Source organism: Streptomyces synnematoformans (genome assembly GCF_039531005.1).
Lineage (GTDB): Bacteria > Actinomycetota > Actinomycetes > Streptomycetales > Streptomycetaceae > Streptomyces > Streptomyces synnematoformans.
Window position 1 is genome coordinate 1 of the sequence record NZ_BAAAPF010000101.1, and the last position, 21,690, is coordinate 21,690.

Annotated in this window: 18 protein-coding genes; 14 read left to right on the forward strand and 4 right to left on the reverse strand. The window is 75.4% G+C overall.

Annotation, left to right across the window (positions count from 1 at the left end):
- The coding region (locus tag ABD317_RS16770; protein ID WP_344290780.1) for an LCP family glycopolymer transferase at nucleotides 1-344 on the reverse strand (344 nt) is incomplete at its 3' end.
- Between the two features lie 207 nt (nucleotides 345-551).
- Between ABD317_RS16770 and ABD317_RS16775 the strand changes: the two genes are divergently transcribed.
- The 8 genes from ABD317_RS16775 to ABD317_RS16810 all read left to right on the forward strand — a co-directional run bounded on the left by ABD317_RS16775 (nucleotide 552) and on the right by ABD317_RS16810 (nucleotide 9,419).
- Nucleotides 552-1,553, forward strand: a complete 1,002-nt coding sequence (locus tag ABD317_RS16775) for an NADPH:quinone oxidoreductase family protein (protein ID WP_344290781.1) — start codon at nucleotides 552-554, stop codon at nucleotides 1,551-1,553.
- Nucleotides 1,554-1,570: 17 nt separating this feature from the next.
- The gene (locus ABD317_RS16780) at nucleotides 1,571-2,803 is read left to right on the forward strand and encodes an acyl-CoA dehydrogenase family protein (RefSeq protein WP_344290782.1); all 1,233 of its coding nucleotides are present in this window, start codon (nucleotides 1,571-1,573) and stop codon (nucleotides 2,801-2,803) included.
- Nucleotides 2,800-3,996, forward strand: a complete 1,197-nt coding sequence (locus ABD317_RS16785) for an acyl-CoA dehydrogenase family protein (protein ID WP_344290783.1) — start codon at nucleotides 2,800-2,802, stop codon at nucleotides 3,994-3,996. The genes ABD317_RS16780 and ABD317_RS16785 overlap by 4 nt, the downstream gene beginning before the upstream one ends.
- A gap of 128 nt (nucleotides 3,997-4,124) precedes the next feature.
- Nucleotides 4,125-5,726, forward strand: coding sequence for an ABC transporter substrate-binding protein (locus ABD317_RS16790; protein ID WP_344290784.1), 1,602 nt, complete (start codon nucleotides 4,125-4,127; stop codon nucleotides 5,724-5,726).
- Nucleotides 5,727-5,746: 20 nt separating this feature from the next.
- A complete protein-coding gene (locus tag ABD317_RS16795) occupies nucleotides 5,747-6,712 on the forward strand; it encodes an ABC transporter permease subunit (RefSeq protein ID WP_051438725.1) in 966 nt (321 codons plus the stop codon).
- Nucleotides 6,705-7,640 (forward strand): ABC transporter permease, encoded by a 936-nt coding sequence (locus tag ABD317_RS16800; RefSeq protein WP_344290785.1) that lies wholly within the window; start codon nucleotides 6,705-6,707, stop codon nucleotides 7,638-7,640. Before ABD317_RS16795 ends, ABD317_RS16800 begins: the two co-directional genes overlap by 8 nt.
- Complete coding sequence (locus ABD317_RS16805; protein ID WP_425582378.1) at nucleotides 7,637-8,728, forward strand: ABC transporter ATP-binding protein; 1,092 nt, start codon at nucleotides 7,637-7,639, stop codon at nucleotides 8,726-8,728. Before ABD317_RS16800 ends, ABD317_RS16805 begins: the two co-directional genes overlap by 4 nt.
- Complete coding sequence (locus tag ABD317_RS16810; RefSeq protein ID WP_344290786.1) at nucleotides 8,718-9,419, forward strand: ABC transporter ATP-binding protein; 702 nt, start codon at nucleotides 8,718-8,720, stop codon at nucleotides 9,417-9,419. Before ABD317_RS16805 ends, ABD317_RS16810 begins: the two co-directional genes overlap by 11 nt.
- A 37-nt stretch (nucleotides 9,420-9,456) precedes the next feature.
- Here ABD317_RS16810 and ABD317_RS16815 read toward each other — a convergent pair whose 3' ends face one another.
- The 3 genes from ABD317_RS16815 to ABD317_RS16825 form a co-directional block, all read right to left on the reverse strand.
- Entirely contained in the window at nucleotides 9,457-10,191 is a 735-nt protein-coding gene (locus ABD317_RS16815) for a haloacid dehalogenase type II (RefSeq protein ID WP_344290787.1), read from the reverse strand.
- Nucleotides 10,188-11,000: an SAM-dependent methyltransferase gene (locus ABD317_RS16820; RefSeq protein WP_344290788.1), complete on the reverse strand. Its 813-nt coding sequence runs from the start codon at nucleotides 10,998-11,000 to the stop codon at nucleotides 10,188-10,190. Before ABD317_RS16820 ends, ABD317_RS16815 begins: the two co-directional genes overlap by 4 nt.
- A 208-nt stretch (nucleotides 11,001-11,208) precedes the next feature.
- Complete coding sequence (locus tag ABD317_RS16825; protein ID WP_344290789.1) at nucleotides 11,209-12,447, reverse strand: anhydro-N-acetylmuramic acid kinase; 1,239 nt, start codon at nucleotides 12,445-12,447, stop codon at nucleotides 11,209-11,211.
- A gap of 288 nt (nucleotides 12,448-12,735) precedes the next feature.
- Between ABD317_RS16825 and ABD317_RS16830 the strand changes: the two genes are divergently transcribed.
- The 6 genes from ABD317_RS16830 to ABD317_RS16855 form a co-directional block, all read left to right on the forward strand.
- Nucleotides 12,736-14,091: an ABC transporter substrate-binding protein gene (locus ABD317_RS16830; protein ID WP_344290790.1), complete on the forward strand. Its 1,356-nt coding sequence runs from the start codon at nucleotides 12,736-12,738 to the stop codon at nucleotides 14,089-14,091.
- On the forward strand, nucleotides 14,088-15,053 hold the full coding sequence (locus tag ABD317_RS16835; RefSeq protein WP_344290791.1) for a carbohydrate ABC transporter permease: 966 nt from the start codon (nucleotides 14,088-14,090) through the stop codon (nucleotides 15,051-15,053). Before ABD317_RS16830 ends, ABD317_RS16835 begins: the two co-directional genes overlap by 4 nt.
- 14 nt (nucleotides 15,054-15,067) lie before the next feature.
- Nucleotides 15,068-15,880: an ABC transporter permease subunit gene (locus tag ABD317_RS16840; protein ID WP_027757347.1), complete on the forward strand. Its 813-nt coding sequence runs from the start codon at nucleotides 15,068-15,070 to the stop codon at nucleotides 15,878-15,880.
- 59 nt (nucleotides 15,881-15,939) lie between these two features.
- The gene (locus ABD317_RS16845; protein ID WP_344290792.1) at nucleotides 15,940-19,161 is read left to right on the forward strand and encodes a glycoside hydrolase family 38 N-terminal domain-containing protein; all 3,222 of its coding nucleotides are present in this window, start codon (nucleotides 15,940-15,942) and stop codon (nucleotides 19,159-19,161) included.
- A 20-nt stretch (nucleotides 19,162-19,181) separates the two neighbouring features.
- Nucleotides 19,182-20,894, forward strand: a complete 1,713-nt coding sequence (locus tag ABD317_RS16850; protein WP_344290793.1) for a class I mannose-6-phosphate isomerase — start codon at nucleotides 19,182-19,184, stop codon at nucleotides 20,892-20,894.
- Nucleotides 20,891-21,690, forward strand: an 800-nt coding sequence (locus ABD317_RS16855; protein ID WP_344290794.1) for an ROK family protein, incomplete at its 3' end; no start/stop codon positions are given. The genes ABD317_RS16850 and ABD317_RS16855, both read left to right, overlap by 4 nt.

Sequence of the window (21,690 nt, forward strand, 5' to 3'; positions counted from 1 at the left end):
GGCCGCCCGTGCGCGGCCCGCGCACGCCCGCGCCGGCCAGCTCCGCGCGCCTGCCCGGGTCCTGCAGCGTGCGCGCCGCCGAGCGCGTCGACGGCCCGGACGAAGCCCTTGAACCGCGCCTGCAGATAGTGGTCGACGCCCGGCCCGGTGGCGCGCTCCACGGTGCGCGTCAGCAGCTCGGGGCCGCCGTGCCGCAGGGCCGCGTTGATCTTTCCGGAGTGGCCGGCGGGGGCGGCGCCGCCCGCGTGCCACCGGCCCTTCTCGGCCGGCGTCAGCCCGGCGCGCGAGTCGCTGCCGAGACCAGGACGGCGGCGCCCGGGCGGTCGGCCGCGGGGGAGCGGCACGGCTTTCCTTCCCGGCGCGGATCGGACACCCGGATGCACGGAGCAGACCGCGCCATGACGTCCGCTCCGGCCGCCGTGTCCGGCCGAGCGCCCCGGAGCGTCACCCGGTGGAGGCAAGCTGTCCGGGGTGTTCCCGGGGCAAAACCGACCGCTTAGTATGTGGCAGAGCGGCCCGGTGACGGCGCGCGGACACGGAGGAGACGCGGCATGAAGGCCTGGCGAGTGCACGAGAACGGCGAGCCGCGCGAGGTCATGCGGCTTGAGGACGTCCCCGACCCGGTCCCGGCGGCCGGCCCGGACGGCCGGCAGGTCGTGCTGCGGGTGCGCGCAGCCGGCGTGAACTTCCCCGACGCGCTGCTCTGCCGCGGCGAGTACCAGGTCAGCCCCTCGCTGCCGTTCACCCCCGGCGTCGAGATGTGCGCCGAGGTCGTCGCCGCCGCGGAGGGCGTGCCGTACGAGCCGGGGACCCGGGTGCTCGCCCGGCCCGCGCTGCCCGCCGGCGCCTTCGCCGAGCTGTCCCTCGCCGACGCGCGCACGCTGCGGCCCGTGCCCGACACCCTCGACGACGCCGAGGCCGCCGCCCTGCACATCGGCTACCAGACCGGCTGGTTCGGCCTTCACCGCCGCGCCCGGCTGCAGCCCGGCGAGACCCTCCTCGTACACGCCGCGGCCGGCGGCGTCGGCAGCGCCGCCGTCCAGCTCGGCAAGGCGGCGGGCGCCCGGGTCATCGGCGTCGTCGGCGGCGCCGCGAAGGCCGCGACGGCGGCGGCGCTCGGCTGCGACCTCGTCGTGGACCGCACCCGCGACGACGTCGTCGCCGCCGTCAAGGACGCCACCGGCGGACGCGGCGCGGACGTCGTCTACGACCCGGTGGGCGGCGCCGCGTACCAGCAGTCCACGAAGTGCGTCGCGTTCGAGGGCCGCATCCTCGTCGTCGGCTTCGCCAGCGGCGAGATGCCCGCCCCGCCGCTCGGCCACGCGCTGGTCAAGAACTACTCGATCGTCGGCCTGCACTGGGGCCTCTACAACACCCACGACCCGGCCGCCGTCGCCGCCTGCCACGCCGAGCTGACCCGGCTGGCCGCCGAGGGTGCCGTCAAGCCCCTGGTCAGCGAGCGCGTTCCGCTGGAGCAGGCGGCCGACGCCGTGCAGCGCGTCGCCGACGGCACCACCACCGGCCGCCTCGTCGTCGTACCCGACGCCCGCTGACCCGGGGAGCCGCGCCCATGGCCGAGCAGACCGCCCCCCAGGCCGCCGACGGCGCCGCCGTCGAGATCGCCGAAGCCGCCGAACTGACCCGCCGGACACGGGAGTTCCTCGCCGCCCACCCGCCCGCCGCCACCGAGCGCCTGGACTTCCTGCGCGCCCGCTTCGCCACCGGCCTCGCCTGGGTGCACTACCCCGAGGGCCTCGGCGGCCTCGGCGCGCCCCGCGCCCTGCAGGCCGTCGTCGACGCCGAGCTGGAGGCCGCCGGCGCGCCCGCGCTCGACACCGGCCGCACCGGGATCGGCCTCGGCATGGCCGCACCCACGATCCTCCAGCACGGCACGCCCGAACAGCGGCGCCGTTTCCTGCCCCCGCTGTGGACCGGCGAGGAGGTGTGGTGCCAGCTCTTCAGCGAGCCCGGCGCCGGCTCCGACCTGGCGGGCCTGGCCACCCGCGCCGTACGGGACGGGGACGCCTGGGTCGTCGACGGGCAGAAGGTCTGGACGTCCGGCGCGCACCACGCCCGCTGGGCCATCCTCCTCGCCCGCACCGACCCGGACGTGCCCAAGCACCGCGGCATGACGTACTTCGTCTGCGACATGACCGACCCCGGCGTCGACGTCCGGCCGCTGCGGCAGATCACCGGCGAGGCCGAGTTCAACGAGGTCCACCTCGCCGGCGTGCGCGTCCCCGACGCGCAGCGCGTCGGCGCCGTCGGCGACGGCTGGCGCGTCGCGCAGACCACGCTCATGAACGAGCGCGTCGCCATCGGCGGCTCCCGCCGGCTGCCCCGCGAGGGCGGCATGATCGGGGTCGTCGCGCGCACCTGGCGGGAACGGACCGAGCTGCGCACCCCCGACCTCCATCAGCGGCTGCTCGCGCTGTGGGTGGAGGCCGAGGCCGCCCGGCTCGCCGGCGAGCGGCTGCGCCAGCAACTCGCCGCCGGGCACCCCGGGCCCGAGGGCTCCGCGATGAAGCTCGCATTCGCCTCGCTGGCACAGCGCGCCAGCGCGCTGGAGACCGAACTGCTCGGCGAGGAGGGCCTGACGTACGACGACTGGACCGCGCGCCGCCCCGAGACCGTCGACTTCCTGGGCCGCGGAGCGGGCTACCGCTACCTGCGCGCCAAGGGCAACTCCATCGAGGGCGGCACCTCCGAGATCCTGCTCAACATCGTCGCCGAGCGCGTTCTCGGCCTGCCGGCCGAGCCGCGCGCCGACAAGGACGCCGCATGGAAGGACCTGCCCCGATGAGCGACCTGCTGTACTCCGAGGCGGAGGACGACCTCCGGGCCGCGGTGCGCTCGCTGCTGGCGGACCGGGCGGGCCCGGCGGCGGTGCTGGCCCGCGCCGAAGCGGCGTGGGAGGAGGACCGGCGCGCCGCCGGCGGCGGCGCGGACGGCGGCGCGGGCGGGGCCGGGCCGTACGACCCGGCGCTGTGGGCGGTGCTCGCGCGGGAGATGGGGCTCGCCGGGCTGCTGGTGCCGGAGAAGCTGGGCGGTGCGGGCGCGAGCCACCGGGAGGCGGCCGTCGTGCTGGAGGAGCTGGGCCGTTCCGTGGCCCCGGCACCGTACCTGACCGGCGCGGTGATCGCCGTCGAGGCGCTGCTCGGCTGCGGGGCCGAGCGGGACGAGGTGGCCGCGCTGCTGGCGGGGACTGCGGCGGGCCGGCGGACGGCGGTGCTCGCGGTGCCGTGGCCGACGGGCCCGTGGCGGGGCGGTGCGGCGGGGGAGCGGGCCGCCGTCACCGCGACCGTACGGGCTCGGCCCGGCGGCTCTGCCGCGGCCGGCCGACTCACCGGCGCCGTGTCCTCCGTCGCCGACGCACCCGCCGCCGACGTATTCCTCGTCCCCGCGGACGACGGCCTCCACGCGGTCGAGGCCGCCGCCGGCGCCGTCGAGCCGGTCACCCCGCTCGATCTGACCCGCCCCCTCGGCCGGCTCGTCCTCGACGCCGCCCCGGCCGTCCGGCTCGCCGGCGCCGAGGTGGCGGCCGCCGCCGTGGAACGCGCCCTGCTGGCCGGCGCCGGGCTGCTCGCCGCCGAGCAACTCGGCCTCGCCGAGTGGTGCCTGACGACCACGGTGGCGTATCTGAAGGAGCGTCGGCAGTTCGCCCGCCCCGTCGGCGGCTTCCAGGCGGTCAAGCACCGGCTCGCCCGGCTGTGGCTGCAGCAGGTCTCGGCCCGCGCCACCGCCCGCACCGGCCCCGACGCGCTGGCCCGCGGCGCCGGGGACGCGGCGGTGACGGCCGCCGTCGCCCAGGCGTACTGCGGCGACGCGGCGGTGCGGGCCGCGGAGGAGGCGCTGCAGCTGCACGGCGGCATCGGCATGACGTGGGAGTATCCGGTGCACCTGTACCTGAAGCGCGCCATGAGCGACCGCATCGCGCTCGGTACCCCAGGCCACCACCGCACCGCCCTCGCCGCCCTGGCCGACCTCCCCGCCTGACTTCCCCGCCCACCGGGCCCCGACCCGGCCCGCTCATGTCGCGGACCCCTCATTGCGCCCTGCACCGATCATGGGTTCTAATTGCGAGCGGTTCGCAATAACAGTCTGCCTTCAACAGGGGAGTGGGCATGTCAGTCCGCGGCATACGCGCAGCGGTCTCGGTCACGGCGGCGGCGGTGCTCGCGGGGGCCGCCGCCTGTTCGAACCCGGACGCCGACGACGACTCCGGCGCCTCCGGAGGTGCCGGCACCGCGGTGGTCGTCGGCGTCGCCAGCGAGCCGGACACCCTCAGCCCGCTCCTCGGCTACGGCAAGGACGGCAACTCCAAGATCTTCGACGGCCTCCTCGCCCGCAACGCCGACCTGGAGCTGCGGCCCGCCCTCGCCCGCGCGCTGCCCGAGGTCACCGACGACGGCACCACGTACACGTACAAGCTGCGCGACGACGTGACGTTCAGCGACGGCGAGCCCTTCACCGCCGCCGACGTCGTCTTCACCTACGAGACCATCCTCGACCCCGGCACCAACAACGCCTCCAAGGGCGACCTGGCGGCCGTCGAGAGCGTCGAGGCCGACGGCGACGACACCGTCGTCTTCCACCTCAAGTACCCCTACGCCCCCTTCGCCGAGCGCACCGTGCTGCCCATCGCGCCCGAGCACGTCGCCGGCAAGGGCGACGTCAACACCGGCGCGTTCAACACCGAGCCCGTCGGCACCGGCCCCTACGTCCTCGACAACTGGCGCAAGGGCGAGAAGCTCACCTTCTCCGCCAACCCCGGCTACTGGGGCGGCGAGCCCAAGGTGAAGAAGCTCACCATGGCGATCATCGCCGACGACGACGTCCGCGCCACCCGGCTGCGCTCCGGCGACCTCGACGGCGCCATCCTGCCGCCGAACCTCGCCAAGACCTTCGCCGAGGACGACGACAAGCAGACCCTCGCCGCCACCAGCGCCGACCACCGGGCCGTCACCCTGCCCACCGGCAACCCCGTCACCGGCGACGTCGCCATCCGCCGCGCCCTGGACGTGGCCGTCGACCGCGACACCATGGTGGACAAGCTGCTGGAGGGCCGGGGCAAGGCCGCGTACGGGCCCGTGCCCACCGACAGCGAGTGGTTCGCCGCGGGCACCGAGCGCCCGTACGACCCGGAGGAGGCCGAGCGGATCCTCGACGACGCCGGCTGGCGCGTCGGCGACGACGGCATCCGGGAGAAGGACGGGCAGCGCGCCTCGTTCACCCTCTACTACCCCTCCGGCGACAAGCTCCGCCAGGAGCACGCCCTCGCCTTCGCCGGCGACGCCAAGAAGGTCGGCATCGAGGCCAGGGTGGAGAGCGGCACCTGGGAGGTCATCGAACCGCGGATGGCCGAGGACGCCGTGCTCGCCGGCGGCGGCAACCCCGCCGACCCCGACTTCGACCTCTACCCGATGCTCTACTCCGAGCTGGCCGGCCAGGGCTTCAACAACATGGCCTCGTACACGAACCCGGACGTCGACGCCGCCCTCGTCGAGGGCCGGGAGAGCGGCGGGAAGACCGAGCGCAAGCGGGCGTACGACAGGGTGCAGCAGGAGCTGAAGGACAACCCCGGCTACATCTTCCTCACCCACATCGACCACATCTACGTCCTCGCCGACACCTGGCGCGGCCTGACCACCCAGATCGAGCCGCACGAGCACGGCTTCGGCAGCGGGCCCTGGTGGAACGTCGAGAGCTGGCAGCCCGCGCCGTGACCGGGCTGCCGCTGGCCCCGATGGCGCGGATGGCCGGGCGGCGGCTGCTGTACGCCGTCCCCGTGCTGCTCGCCGTCACCTTCGGGGTGTTCGCCATCGCCGCCGCCTCGCCGTTCGACCCGGTGAAGGCGTACGCGGGCACCGCCGGCTTCAGCGCCTCCCAGGAGGCGCTGGACCAGCTCCGCGACAGCCTCGGCGCCGACGACCCGTTCGTCACCCGCTGGTGGGACTGGCTCTCCGCCGCGGTCACCGGCGACCTCGGCCAGTCGACCAGCATGCGCCAGCCCGTCTCCGACGTCATCGGCGAGCGCATCGGCTGGACGGTGCTGCTGTGCGCGGTCGCGTTCGCCGTCGCCGTCGTCGGCGGCACGCTGCTCGGCGTCCTCGCCGCCCGCCGCCGCGGCGGGATGCTCGACCGGGCCGTCACCTCCGCCGCGTACGCCCTGGAGGCGGCACCGCCGTTCTGGCTCGGGCTGCTCGCCGTCTGGCTCTTCGCCCTCCAGCTCGACGCGCTCCCGGCCGGCGGCCTCACCGACACCGGCACGGACGTCGTCACCTTCGGGCAGGTCGCCGAGCACGTGGCGCTGCCGGCGGCGGTGCTCGCCGTCTCGCAGATGCCGTGGTTCGTGCTCTACGTCCGCCAGGGCGTCGGCGACGCCCTGGACGAGGACCCCGTGCGCGGCGCCCGCGCCCGCGGGCTCGCCGGGCGCACCGTGCTGCTGGGGCACGCGCTGCGCTCCGGACTGCTGCCCGTGCTCACGCTGATCGGCACCCGGGTGCCGGAGCTGATCACCGGCGCGCTGCTCATCGAGACCGTCTTCAGCTGGCCCGGCATCGCCGCGGCCACCGTCGAGGCCGCCACGTCCGTCGACTTCCCGCTGCTCGCCGCGCTCACCGTGCTGGCGACGGCGGCGGTGCTCGCCGGCAACCTGCTGTCCGACCTGCTGTACGGGCTCGCCGACCCGAGAGTGGGCTTCGATGGCTGACCCGGTGGAGAAGACCCAGACGGCGGCGAGGACCGGGGCGGAGACGGCCGGGCCCGACGACGCGGACACGACCCGCTGGCGTACCCGCGGCACCGGCCGGAGGTCGGTGCGCACGCTGCGCGTACGCACCTCGGCCGCGGTCGTCGCGCTCGCCGTCCTCGCGGTGCTCGTCGTACCGCCGCTGGTCCAGCTCGACCAGCAGGCCGTCGACCTCGCCGACAAGCTCTCCGCGCCCTCCCTCGCGCACCCCTTCGGCACCGACGACGTCGGCCGCGACGTGCTGCTGCGCTGCGTCTACGGGCTGCGCGTCTCGCTGCTCGTCGGCGTGGTCGCCGCGCTCGTCGCCACCGTCGTCGGCACCGCCGTCGGCGCGCTGGCCGGCGCGGTCGGCGGGCACGTCGACCGGGCGGTGATGCGGCTCGTGGACGTCTTCGCCTCCGTGCCGCACCTGCTGCTCGGCATCTTCATCGTCGCCCTGTTCCAGCCCGGGGTCTGGCCGGTCGTCGCCTCCGTGGGCCTGACCCACTGGGTGTCGACCTGCCGCATCGTGCGCGCCGAGGTGCTGTCGCTGCGCGGCCGGCCGTTCGTCGACGCCGCCGTCTCCGGCGGCGCCTCGCGCACCCGGGTCGCGGTCCGGCACCTCGTGCCCGGGGTGCTGCCGCAGGCCGGTCTCGCGGCGGTGCTCATGGTGCCGCACGCCATCTGGCACGAGTCGGCGCTGTCGTTCCTGGGCCTCGGCCTGCCGCCGCACCAGGCGAGCCTGGGCGCGATGGTGCAGGGCGCGCGCGGCGCGCTGCTGGCGGGCGACTGGTGGCCCACGCTCTTCCCCGGCCTGTTCATCATCATCCCGACCCTCGCCGTCGCCGGCCTCGCCGGCGCGTGGCGGGAGCGGCTGAACCCGCGCCGCCGATCGGAGCTGACGCTGTGACGGACCGCACGGAACGCACGGAACCCGCGAGCCCCACGGGACCCACGGACCGCGGCGCCGGGACCGGCGCCCCGCTGCTCGCCCTCGACCGGATGTCGGTCCGCTTCCGCATGCCCCGCGGCCCGTACGTCCCGGCCGTCACCGACGTCTCCCTCACCCTCGACCCCGGCGAGTGCGTCGCGCTGGTCGGCGAGAGCGGCTGCGGCAAGTCCGTCCTGGCCTCGGCGCTCCTCGGGCTGCTGCCGGAGAACGCCGAGACCGCCGGCGCCGCCCACCTCGGCGAACTGGAGCTGCTCGGCGCCGACGAGACGGAGCTGGCCCGGCGGGTGCGGGGCCGCCGCGCCGGCCTCATCCCGCAGTCCCCGGCCGCGCACCTCACGCCCGTACGGACCGTGCGCTCCCAGCTGACGGAGGTCGTCCGGGAGCTGACCGACACCCCGAGGCAGGAGCTGCGCGCCGCCGCCGAAGCGGCCGCGGAGCGGGCCGCGTTCCCCGCCGACCACCTCGACCGCTACCCGCACGAGCTGTCCGGCGGCCTCGCCCAGCGCGCCGCCACCGCCCTCGCCCTCGTCGGCGGCCCGCCGCTGCTGCTGGCCGACGAGCCCACCACCGGCCTCGACCGCGACCTCGTCGAGCGCACCGTCGACGAACTGCGCCGCCAGGTCGACGACGGGCACGGGCTGCTGATGATCACCCACGATCTGGCCGCCGCGGAGCGGATCGCCGACCGGGTGGCGGTGATGTACGCCGGGCGGATCGTCGAACTCGCCGACGCCGCCGCCTTCTTCGGCGCCCCCGGGCCCCGGCACCCGTACGCCCGCGGCCTCCTCGACGCCCTCCCGGAGCGCGGCTTCACGCCCATCCCGGGCCTGCCCCCGGAGCTGGGCGCACTGCCGCCCGGCTGCGCCTTCGCACCGCGGTGCACGTACGCCACGGCCGCCTGCGCGGCGGTGCCGGCGCTGACGGCGGGGGTGGCGTGCCACCACCCGGCGCCGGCCGCGGACGCCGTCCCGCCGCGGCAGCCGCTCAAGCAGCGGACCGGCGAGCCCGGCCCGCCCCAGCAGCCGGAGTCCGCCGATGTCCGCTGAAGCCCCGCCCCCGCTGCAACTGCGCGCCGTCACCGCCGGATACGACCGCCGCGCCCCCGTCGTACGCGACGTCTCCCTCACCCTCGACCCCGGCGAGTGCGCCGGCCTCCTCGGCCCCAGCGGCTGCGGCAAGTCCACCCTGGCCCGGGTCGCCGCGCTGCTGCACCGCCCGGACGCCGGCGAGGTGCTGCTCGACGGGGAGCCCGTACGCGGCTGGCGCCACCGCGCCCCCCGCGCCCAGCGCACCGCCTTCGGCGTCGTGTTCCAGCAGCCCCGCCTCGCCGCCGACCCCCGTCTGACCCTCGCCGCCCTCGTCGCCGAGCCGCTGCGCGCCACCGGCCGGCGCGCCGAGGCCCCGGCCCGCACCGAGGAGCTGGCCGCACTCGTCGGCCTCACCCCCGACCTGCTCGCCCGCCGCCCGCACGAGGTCAGCGACGGCCAGCTGCAACGCGCCTGCCTCGCCCGCGCGCTGGCGCTCCGCCCCCGGATCCTGGTCTGCGACGAGATGACGGCGATGCTCGACGCCTCCACCACCGCCGCACTCGTCGCGGCCGTCGAGGACTACCGCCGCACCTCCGGCGCCGCGCTGCTCGCCGTCGGCCACGACCGGACGCTGCTGGAGCGCTGGTGCGACCGCACGGTCGGGTGGCACGAGCTGGCCCCGGCGGTGAAGTCCGCGCCGGGTGGCTGAATCGCGCCTCCCCGGCGGACCGCGCGTAAGCGGACAGTCACGGGCAGCCCAGCTGGCGGGCCAGGTCCGTGAAGTTCGCCGCGGCCACATCGCTCGGCACGTCCTCCGCGCGGTCCGCCGCACCCGCCGGGCCCTTCTCCGCCGGGCGGGCCACGAACGCCGTCGGCAGCCCCGCGCCGCGTGCCCCCGCCAGGTCCCAGCCGTGGGCGGCCACCATCAGCAGCTCGCCGGGCGCGACGTCCAGCAGCTGCGCGGCCGTCAGATACGGCTGCGGGTCCGGCTTGTAGCGCCGCGCCAGCTCGGCGGAGAGGATGCAGTCGAACGGCAGCCCCGCCGCCTTCACCAGACTCGTCAGCAGCGCGAAGCCGCCGTTGGACAGCGCCGCCACCACGTACTTCCCGCGCAGCCGCGCCAGGCCCTCGGCCGCGTCGTCCCACGCCGGCAGCCGGTGCCAGGCGCGCACCAGCTCGGCCCGGGCGGCGTCGTCGAACGCGGCGCCGACGCCGTGGCGTTCCAGCAGCTCGTCCAGCGACTCGCGGTGCAGCGTGTCGAGGTACGCCCACGGCCGCTCGCCGGCGTTGACCCGGCGCATCGACGGCAGGTACATCGCCCGCCACTCGTCCGCGAAGGCGCCGCCGTCGAGGTCCGCACCGCACCGCCGCGCGACCGCGCTCACCTGCTCGGCCACGCCGGTGCGCCAGTCGACGGTGGTGCCGAAGACGTCGAACGCGACGGCCCGTACCGTCCCGAGGGCGGACTCCGGCCCCGTCACTCGCCTTCCAGCTTCCGTCCCACACCGCCGAAGTGGTCGACGGGGTCCGGCTGCCCGTCGCCCTCCGGCCGCCACTGAGAGCACGACACGACCCCGGGCTCGACCAGCTCCAGGCCCGTGAAGAAGCGCTCGATCTCCTCCGGCGTGCGCAGGATGTACGGCACGGCGCCGCTCCTGTTGTACGCGTCCTGCGCCCGCTTGATGTCCCGTTGCACCACGGCCGTCCCGTCGCTGAGCACCAGGTAGCTGCCCGCCGGCAGCGCGCCGACGAGGTGGGCCACGATCCCGCGCGCCTCGTCGTAGTCCTCGACATGCCCCACGATCCCGCTGAGGATCAGCCCGACCGGCTCGTCGAAGTCCAGGGTCTCGGCCGCACCGGCCAGCACCGCGTCCGGCTCGTGCAGGTCGGCGCTGACGTAGTCGCACACCCCGCCGGGCCGGGAGACCAGCAGGGCGCGCGCGTGCGCGAGCACCATCGCGTCGTTGTCGACGTAGACGACCCGCGCCGTCGGGTGCACCGCCTGCGCCACCTCGTGCGTGTTCTGCGCGGTCGGCAGCCCGGTGCCGACGTCGAGGAACTGGCGTATCCCGGCCTCGGCCGCGAGGTGGCGGATGGTGCGGACCAGGAACCCGCGGGAGGCGCGGGCGATGTCGACGATGCCGGGCGAGAGCCGCAGGTACGCCTCGCCCGCGAGCCGGTCGACGCGGTAGTTGTCGCCGCCTCCGAGCCAGAAGTTCCAGATGCGCGCCGACTGCGGCACTCTGGTATCGATCACCGGCGCCCGCCCGCCGCCCTCCGTGTCCCGCATCAGAACTCTCCCCGCCTGTCGCGCTGAGCCACACAAAGTAGTCCAACCGTCCGGGTACCGTAAGTGATCCGGCCACCTCCGCGTGGTCCGGGGTGCCGTCGGCGCGGCGGCGGGCGGGGGAGTGGCTGGAGCGGTTCGCGGCGGGGAGTCCGCGGGTACGCCGCCGGACGGGCCGTCCCAGGGCGGCGGCCCTCCCTGACCGGGGCCCTCACACCACCCGCAGCCGCACCGGCGCCTTCGCCGCCGGCTCCGGCAGCCGCAGCGGTCGCGCCCCCGGCGTGATCGACCCCAGGAGCGCCGGCTCGTGCGCCCCCGTCGCGGACGGGACCGACGCCGGCAGCCCGCACACCGTCAGAAAGCCCAGCAGCGCGAAGAGATACCCCTCCTTGCCCTGCGACGACAGCCCGTGGTCCTCGATCCGCGACACCCGGGCCGGCGCGCACAGCTCCGCCAGCCGCGCCGTCAGCGCCGGGTTGCGCACCCCGCCGCCGGAGACGACCAGCTCCCCGACCCCGTGCTCCCGGCACGCGGCCGCCGCCAGCCGCGCGGTCAGCTCCGTGACGGTGGCCACCAGGTCGTCCAGCCCGGGCCGGCGGCCCGTCGCCGCCGCGTGCGCCGCCACCCGCTCGCGCAGGTACCCGCCGTGGAACAGCTCCTTGCCCGTCGACTTGGGCGCGGCGAGCGCGTAGTACGGCTCGTCCAGCAGCCGCCGCAGCAGCTCCCGGTCCACCGTCCCGCGCCGGGCCCGCGCGCCGTCGGTGTCCATCGTCTCGGCGCCGTCCGTGCCGTCGGCCACCGCCGCGTCGATGAGGGCGTTGGCCGGCCCCAGGTCGTACGCGACGACCTCGCCGGACCGGCCGCGGACCGTGATGTTGGCGATGCCGCCGAGGTTGAGCGCCCCGCGCCGCGGCGCCCCGCCGGCCCCGCCGGCCCCGCCGGGCTCGTCGGCGAGGAGGAGCAGCGCGTCGAGGGTGGAGGCGAGCGGGGCGCCCTGGCCGCCGCGGGCGATGTCGCGGACGCGTACGTCGGAGACGACGGGCAGTCCGCTGGCTTCGGCGATCCAGGCGGGGTTGCCGAGCTGGAGGGTGCCGCGGGGGCGCCGGCCCTCGACCCAGTGGTAGACGGTCTGCCCGTGCGAGACGACGAGGTCCGCGCGCCCGCCGGCCGCCGCGTCGACCGCCTCGGCGGCCACCCGGCCGAAGAACCGGCCCAGCTCGGTGTCGAGGCGGCAGACCTCGGCCACCGTCGTCTGCGCCGGGGGCAGGCAGGCGGCGACGGCGCGCCGCAGCTCGTCGGGGAACGCGGCGCTGTGCAGGCCGCGGGGGTGCAGGAGCAGCTCGTCGCCGGCGAGGCGCAGGTCGCAGACGGCGGCGTCCACGGCGTCGTACGAGGTGCCGCTGAGCAGGCCGACGACGGTGAGCGCGGGCGCGGGGTGCGGGTGGGTCATGGGGTCATTGTCGCCGGGCCCGTTTCCCGGCGTACGCGGGCGGTGTGGAGGTCGCAGGCCCGGCGACCGGGTGCCGTCCTTGCGCAGAGGCGCGGCGGCGGGCCTGCGACCCCGCCGGGTCAGAACTATACATTTCGGGCATTCCGCAGCGCGAAGAAGCGCGGCCCGGCCTGTCCGGCCCTCTGGTGAAATTTCACTGCCGGCCCATTGACGTCGGCGGTTTTCTGCCGTCAAGCTGCCTCCAGTGCGTGTTAACGATAACACGAGCCCGACCGAGGGAGCCGCCCGATGTCAGGTCGTCATCCGCCGATCCCCGACCCACCCGCCGACACCCGCACGACCACCCCCCGCGCCCAGCGCCCCGCCCGCCGCACCCTGCTCCGCGCCTCCGCGGCCGGCGCGTTCGCCACCGCCACCGGCGGCCTGGCCGCCGCCTGCGGCAGCGCCGCCGGACAGGGCCCCGGCAAGGTCGCCGTCCACGGCGACAACGCCAACTGGGAGGCGCCGTTCGACGCCGCCGGCAAGGCCATGCGGTCGGTCGCCGGGGTCCGGCTCGTCCCCGAGGTCATCCCGTCCCTGGAGTCCTTCGAGCAGATCGTCAAGTCCTCGCTCCGCACCAACAAGACCCCCGACCTGCTCAAGTACTGGTCCGGCTACCGGCTGCGCGACCTCGCCCGCACCGGCGGCCTGGAGGACCTCACCCGGGAGTGGGAGGACGCCGAGTCCCGCGGCTGGGTGGAGCCCACGCTGCGCGAGGCGTTCACCCACGAGGGCCGGGTCTACGGGCTGCCGATGAACCTCGCCTACTGGGTGTTCTTCTACAACCCGGAGGTCTTCGCCGAGCACCGCCTCACCGCGCCGCGGACCTGGGACGACTTCCTCACCGCCTGCACCCGGCTCAAGGACAACGGCATCACCCCGCTGCACGGCACCACCGCCGGCCGCTGGCCCGCGTTCATCTGGTTCCAGGAGGTCCTCAGCCGCCAGGACCCGCGGTTCTACGACGACCTGATGAACGGCCGCGAGCGCTACACCGACCCCCGTGCCGAGCGCGCGCTGCGCACCATCGCCGGCTTCTTCGACAAGGACTGGTTCACGAGCATGGACGTGGACCACAACAACGCGGCGGCGGCCGCCGTGCACGGCAAGGTCGGCATGGTGCCGTGCGGCAGCTGGCTCGGCTCGGTCTTCACCGCGGCCGGCGGCAAGCCGGGCAAGAGCGTCGACGCCTTCATCCTCCCCATGGCCGACCCGTCCGCCCGCCCCAGCGTGATCTTCGAGTCCAGCGCCTTCGCCGCCACCGTCAAGGGCGCCGACAAGAAGGAGGCGCGGAAGGCCGCGGGCAGCTGGCTGCACCCCGAGGTCGCGACGGCCTTCGCGCACGCCCTCCAGGACGGCAGCCCCAACCCGCTGGTGAAGCCCGCCAGCGTGATCATCGAGGGCGTGGCCCGGCAGGCGCGGGACGACAACCTCTGGCTGCTCAACCGCTTCTGGGAGCAGGGCCCGCCCGAACTCGTCGAGTCCACCGTGGACGACCTGGCCGGCATGTTGATCGACCCGCACTCGTACCGCGACGGGCTGCGGACCATGCAGGAGCGCGCCGACGAGGCGTGGAAGGTGTGGCGGGAGGCGGAGAAGTCATGACCGACACCGTGAGCACGGCGGGCCCGGCGAGGCCCGTACGCGCACGCCGCCGCATCCCCGTCCGCAGCCCGCACCAGGCCGCGAAGGCCAACGCCACGCGCCGCATGGGCGGCCCGCTCGCCGGCGTCCCCTGGGCGGTGCCCGCGCTCGCCCTCGTCGGCGTCCTGCTCATCTACCCGTTCTTCCGCAGCATCTACGGCAGCTTCTTCGAGGACAACGGCTTCACCAGCAGCTTCACCGGGCTCGACAACTACACCCGGCTCGCCGACGACCCGATCTTCGGCCGGTCGCTGCTGAACACCTTCCTGTGGGTCGCGGGCACCCTGGTGCTGCCCGTCGCCGTGGGCCTCGCCATCGCCGTCGCCACCCACCGGATGCGCCTGGGCTGGCTCGCACAGCTCGTCATCGTGCTGCCGTTCGCGATCTCCGGCGTCGCCACCGCCGCACTGTGGCGCTTCATCCTCAACACCGACGGCGCACTCAACGAGGTGCTGCGCGGCGTCGGCCTCGGCTCCTGGGCGCAGGGCTGGCTGCTGGAGTGGCCGCAGAACACCCTGTCGATGATCGTCGCCAGCACCTGGCAGGCCACCGGCCTCAACGTCGTCCTCTTCGCCATCGGCCTGCGCGCCATCCCGAAGGAGACGGTCGAGGCCGCCGAGCTGGACGGCGCCCGGGGCTGGCGGATGTTCCGGTACATCACCCTGCCGCAGCTGCGCGCCGTGACGGTCGTGGTCATCGGCATGGCCATCGTCAACAGCCTGAAGGCGTTCGACATGGTCTGGGCGCTCACCCAGGGCGGCCCTTCGCGCAGCTCCGAGACGCTGGCGCTGACCATGTACCGCGAGGCGTTCCGCCTCTTCCACGTCGGCTACGGATCGGCCATCGCGCTCGTGCTGTCCGTGATCGTCGTCGCGTCCTCGTGGGCCTACCTGCGCCGCCAGATGCCCGGCGCCAAGGACTGAGAGGAGACACCGACATGGGACGCCACATGCGCAACCTCTTCGTCGCCGGCTGCGTGCTGCTCTGGCTGCTGCCGCTCTACCTGCTGGTCGTCAACTCCCTCACCCCGGCGGACGAGTACACCGGCTCGGTGGACTGGACCCCGCAGGGCTTCGCGTTCTTCGACAACCTGGAAAGCGCCTGGGTCGACGCCGGCATCGGCGACAGCTTCGGCAGCTCGATGCTGTACGCCGTGGTGTGCGGCGCCGTCGCCGTGCTGGTCGCCGCCATGGCCGCGTTCGCGGTCATCGTGCTGCCGATCCCCAGGCCCGCCCTGTGGTTCTGGGTGATCTTCTCCGGGACGCTCTTCCCGCTGCAGATCTTCCTCGCGCCGCTGTTCGGCATGTACGCCGACGCCAACCTCTACGACTCCCGCCTGGGCCTCATGCTCGTCTACGCGGCCTGGGCCGTCCCGTTCGCCTTCTTCCTCATCCGCAACCAGATGACGACGATGCCGCCGGAACTCACCGAGGCGGCGATGATCGACGGGGCGTCCATGCGCCGCATCTTCTGGCGCATCCACGTGCCGCTGATGCGCTCCGGGCTCGGCGCCGCGTTCATCTTCCAGTTCACCGCCGTCTGGAACGACCTGCTGTTCGGCATCACGCTCAGCCGCAGCCCCGAGATCCAGCCGGTGATGGCCACCCTCAACTCGCTCAACCAGGCGTACAGCTCCGCGGGACCGCCGGTGGTCCTCGCCGGCGCGCTCGTCGTCTCGCTGCCCACCCTCCTCGTCTTCCTGGTGTTCCGCGGCCTGTTCCTCCGCGGCATCACCGCCTCCGCCCGCTGACCGAAGCACCGACGACCCCACCCGCCCGCGCCGCGGCGGGAGAGTACGGAGACCACCGCATGACCACTCGGGCCCTCGTCAAGACCACCGACTGGGACAACGACCGCATCCGCGACAGCCTGCGCAGCAGCGTCGTCACCGCCGAGGGCGGCCTCGCCGGCACCGCCCTGCGCCTGACGCAGGAGCCGCTGCTCAAGCACGCCGACGGCGGCGGGCTGGTGCAGAGCCTGCGCGTCGAGGCCGCCGACGGCGCCGCCCTGCCCGCCGGCCTGGCGGCCGGCTTCGTCGTACGCACCGAATCCGGCGCCGCGCTGCCCGTCGCCACGGAGCCGGGCCCCGGCGGCTCCGTACGGCTGCTGCTGCCCGCCGTCGACACCGCCCAGGGGATCACCGTCGGCCTGCGCGACGGCGCCGGCGCCGAGGCCGGCGCCGGCATCGAGCTGACGCTCGCCCCCCAGCGGCGGTGGACCGTCCACCTCGTCCACCACTCCCACCTCGACATCGGCTACACCGACCCCCAGGGCCGCGTCCTCGCCGAGCACCTGTCGTTCCTCGACTCCTGCCTGGAACTCACCCGTGCCACCGACGACTGGCCCGCCGAGTCGCGGTTCCGCTGGTGCGTGGAGTCCCTGTGGTCCTTCCGCCAGTGGGCCGACGCCCGCCCCGCCGAGCAGGTCGAGGAGTTCGTACGGCGCGTGCGCGAGGGCCGTATCGAGCTGACCGCGATGCCGTTCAACCTGCACACCGAGACGTGCTCCACCGACGAGTTGCACGAACTGCTGCGGCTCGCCCACGAGGTACGCGACGAGCACGGCGTCGAGTTCACCTCCGCGATGCAGACCGACGTGCCCGGCGCCGTCGTCGGCCTCGTCGACGCGCTCGCCGCCGCCGGCGTGAAGTACCTGTCCGTCGCCCACAACTGGGCCGGCCGCTCCGTGCCCCACCTCGTCGGCGGCGAGAAGCTCCCCCGGCTGTTCCGCTGGCGCGCGCCCAGCGGCAACAGCATCCTCGTCTGGGTCACCGACACCCCGCACGGACTGGCCTACATGGAGGGCCCGCTGCTCGGCTTCGACACCGACTACACCAGCGTCGACGACCTGCTGCCCGCGTACCTCACGTCGCTGGCCGGCAACCCGTACCCGTACCGCGGCGGGATCTTCGGCTGGGCCATGGACGACGCCGACGTCACGCGCGAGCCGTACCCGTGGGACATCCTGCACCTGCGCGTGCAGGGCAAGTTCGGCGACAACGCCCCGCCGCGGCGGATCATCGCCGACACCGTCCGCCGCTGGAACGAGACCTGGGCCTACCCGCAGCTCCGGCTCTCCCGCAACGAGGACTTCTTCACCGACGCCGAAGCCCGCCTCGGCGACGAGATACGGACCTTCGAGGGCGACTGGACCGACTGGTGGGTCGACGGCGTCGGCTCCGGCGCCCGCCCGCTGTCCCTGGCCCGCACCGCGCAGGCCACCGTCGCCGACGCCCAGACCCTCGGCACCTTCGCCGGCATCCTCGGCGCCGCCGGCGCCGCCGACGACAGCCGCGACGCCGCCCCGGTCTACGAGGCCGTGTCCCTCTTCGACGAGCACACCTGGGGCGCCGGCGACCCCTGGACCCACGGCGACCACGGCGGCCACAGTGGCGAGGAGCAGTGGCACTGGAAGTACGGCCAGGCGCTGCGCGCGTACGACGGCGGCAACTCGCTGCTCGACCGGGCCCGCGCCCGTCTCGGGCAGCGGCTCGCGAGCGCGCCCGGCGCCGTGTCCTACCACGTCGTCAACACCTGCTCCTGGGCCCGCAGCGACGTCGTACGCATCTTCCTGCCGGAGAGCAGCGTGCCGCTGCAGCAGCGCGTCGCCGTCCGCGACGCCCGCACCGGCGAGCCGCTGCGGCACGAGGAGCGGCCGCAGGTCAACGACGACCACCGGGACGCGGGCCGCTTCCTGCTGGTGCACGTCGACGGCGTGCCGCCCGCCGGCTCCGTCCGCCTCGACGTCGTCGCCCAGGACACCGACGACGGCACGGCCGACGGCGCGGGCAGCGTGCTGAAGGCCGCCACCGGCTGGAACCCCACCGGCGGCACAGAACAGGACGACCCCGCCGAGACCGCCGCCGCCGCGCACGCCAGGACCGACCCCACGCTGCTGGAGAACGAGCACCTCGCGGTGCGCGTCGACCTCGCCCGCGCCTGCATCGCCTCCGTCGTCGACAAGGCCACCGGGCGCGAACTCGTCCGCGGAGCCGACGCGGGCGCGGCCGTCGGCTTCAACGCCTACCTCCACGACAGCTACACCACCGCCGGCGGCTTCAACCACAACTCCAGCCGCACCACCGGCTCCGACCGCCTGGAGCACCTCGGCAACCGCGCCGTCGCCCCGCCCGCCGCGCTCGTCGCCCGCACGTCCACCGCCACCGCCGAGACCCTCACCTACGAGACCCGCCCCGCCGGCGCCAACCGGGTGCGCACCACGCTGACGCTGCCGCACGGCACCGCCCGCCTCGACATCGACAACCGGGTCGACAAGGACGCCACCCTCGGCAAGGAGAGCGCCTACTTCGCCTTCCCCTTCGCCTTCGCGGCGCCCACCGTGCGCATGGAGGCCACCGGCGGCGCCACCGGCACCGGCCTGCCCGTCATCCCCGGCTCCGCCCGGCACATGCGGGCCGTACGCCGCTGGGTGACGCTCGCCGAGGACGGCTTCGCGGTCGCCTGGGCCACGCAGGACGCGCCGCTGGTGCAGTTCGGGAACATCGCGCTGCCGTACGCGCCGTTCCCGAAGACGATGGGCCGCGACGAGCCCGCCACCGTCTTCTCCTGGATCCACAACAACCTGTGGGACACCAACTTCCCCAGCGAGCAGGGCTTCGAGTTCACGTTCCGCTACAGCCTCGCCTGCGGCCCCGCCGACGGCACGCTCGGCGCGCGGACGGCCGCCGCCCTCAGCCGCCCGCTGCACGCCGTCCGGGCCCGCGCCCCGCACGCCGCAGGCCCCGCGGTCGCCGACCGGCTGGCCTTCGCCGAGGTCGGCGACCCGCGGGTGCGGCTCGTCGGCGCCACCACCCCCGGCGGGGAAGCCGGCGACGGCGCCGTGCTGCTGCGGCTGCAGTCCTTCGCCGAGGAGCCCGTGGCCTGCCCCGTACGCGCCCTCTTCCCCGTCACCGGGGCCCGGCTCGCCGACTACCTCGGCCGCCCGGGCGACGACCTGCCGGTACGGGACGGAGAGGTCACCGTCGACCTCCCCGCCCTCGGCACGACCGCGGTGCTCTTCCGGCGCCGCTGAACACATCCGAAGGAGACTGCGTGTACCGGCTCGACCCGCGCTACGCACCCGCCCCGCCGGCCGTCCTCACCACCGGCTGGCGGGCCGTGGCGGCGGAACTCCCCCACGGCCCGGCGGTGGTGGCCGTCGAGGGCCCCCCGGCCGCGGACTGGGACGCTCTCGCCGGCCGCCTCCGGCGCGAGCTGACCGCCCGCGGCACGGCGGTGACCCTGCTCGACGTACGGCGCCACTACGCGCCCCCCGGGACGGTCAGGCGCCGCACCGAGCGGCCCGGGGACGCCGCCGACCCGTACTACTGCAAGCTCGCCCAGAACCCCCTCGGCGACCTCTTCGACACCCCGCCCGGCGCCCCCCGCCCCGCCACCGGGCTGCTGCTGGTCTACGGGCCGGGCGCCGCCGTCGTACCGCACGACGTGCTCTGGTACGCCGACGTGCCCAAGCGCTACGCCGAGGCCGCCGTCACCGCCGGCACCACCGGCGCCAACCTGGGCCTGCCCGGCGAACCCCCCACCCACCGGCGGCTGTTCTACGTCGACTGGCCGATGCTCGACCGCCACCGCGACGCGCTGGCCCCGCGCATCGACGGCTGGCTCGACGTCCAGGACCCCGACCACCCCGCCCACCTCGACGGCGACGGCCTGCGCAGCACCCTCGCCGGACTCGCCCGCCGGCCCGTCCGCACCCGCCCGTACTTCAACTCCACCCCCTGGGGCGGCCACTGGGCGCAGCGCGAGCTGGGCTTCAGCCCCGGCGCGCCCAACACCGCCCTCGGCTACGAGCTGATCGCCCCCGAGGCCGGCATCCTCGTCGGCACCGGGCCGGACGCGCAGGCCGAGGTGCCGTTCCAGCTGATGTGCGTCCTCGCCCCCGAGGACGTCCTCGGCGCCGACGTGCACGCCCGCTTCGGCACCTCGTTCCCGATCCGCTTCGACTACCTCGACACCGTCGACGGCGGCAACCTCTCGCTGCACTGCCACCCGCGGGAGGCGTACATGCGCGAGCGGTTCGGCTGGCCCTACACCCAGCACGAGACCTACTACATGACCCTCGGCGGCGCCGGCACCAAGGTCTACCTCGGGCTGCGCGAGGACGCCGACACCGACCTGTTCCGCAAGGAGATCGAGGAGGCCGTCACCGACGCCGTGCCCATGGACCCCGAGGACCACGTGCTGGCCTTCCCGGGCGAGCAGGGGCAGCTGTTCCTGATCCCCGCCGGCACCCCGCACGCCAGCGGCACCGGCAACCTCGTCCTGGAGATCAGCGCCACCCCCTACCTCTACAGTCTCCGCTTCTACGACTGGCTGCGGCCCGGCGCCGACGGCAACCCGCGGCCGCTGCCGTACGAGCACGGGCTGGCGAACCTCGGCACCGCGCGGCGCGGCGCGGCCGTGGCGAGGGAGCTGGTCCAGGCACCGCGCACCCTGCGCTCGGGACCCGGCTGGCGCGAGGAGCTGCTCGGCGCGCTCGACGAGATGTTCTACGAGGTCAGGAGGTACACCCTGGACGAAGGCGCCGAGGCGGACGACGACACCGAGGGCCGCTTCCACGTCCTCAACGTCGCCGAGGGCGAGGGTGTGACCGTGCACACCGAGACCGGCCACACCCACGAACTGTCCTACGCCGAGACGCTGACGGTGCCCGCGGCCGTCGGCGGCTACCGGCTGACGGCCGCCACCGGCGGCGGCCCGGTGCGGGTCGTGAAGGCCCTCGTCCGCAGGGCCGCCGACCGTTGATCCCCGTCCTGGAGATCGGCGGCACGCACGTCACCGCCGCGCTGGTCTCCCCGCGGACCGCCGCCGTGGCCGCCCGCGTGCGGCGGCCGCTGGACGCGCAGGCCCGCGCCGGGGACATCCTCGGCGCGGTCCTGCGCTGCGCGCGCACCCTGCCGGCGGCCCCCGCGGGGGCGCGGTGGGGCGTGGCGGTGCCCGGGCCGTTCGACTACGCCAAGGGCGTCGCGCTCTTCGCGGGCGTCGGGAAGTTCGAGGCGCTGTACGGGGTGGACGTGCGGGCGGCGCTGCTCGACGGGCTGCCGGGGGACCCGGCGGACGTCGCCTTCCGCAACGACGCGCACGCCTTCCTCGCCGGCGAGTGGACCGCGGGCGCCGCCCGCGGCCACACCCGCGCGGTGGGCATCACCCTGGGCACCGGCGTCGGCTCGGCGTTCCTCGCGGACGGCGCGCCGCGCACGTCGGGCCCGGGGGTGCCGCCGGAGGGCCGGATCGACCTGGCGCGGATCGACGGCCGACCGCTGGAGGACGTCGTCTCACGCCGGGCGATCCTGACCCGGTACGCGGCCGGCGCGGACGTCGACGTGCGCGAGGCGGCGGCGCGGGCGCGGGCGGGCGAGCAGCCGGCCCGCCGGGTGCTCGACGCGGCGTTCGGCGCGCTCGGCGCGGAACTGGGCCCGCGGCTGGCGGCGTTCCGCGCCACGGCGCTGGTCGTCGGGGGCTCCATGGCGGAGTCCTGGGACCTGGTCGCGCCGCCCCTGACCGCCGCCGTCGCCGCAGGCGGCTGGCCCCCCGCCGGCGG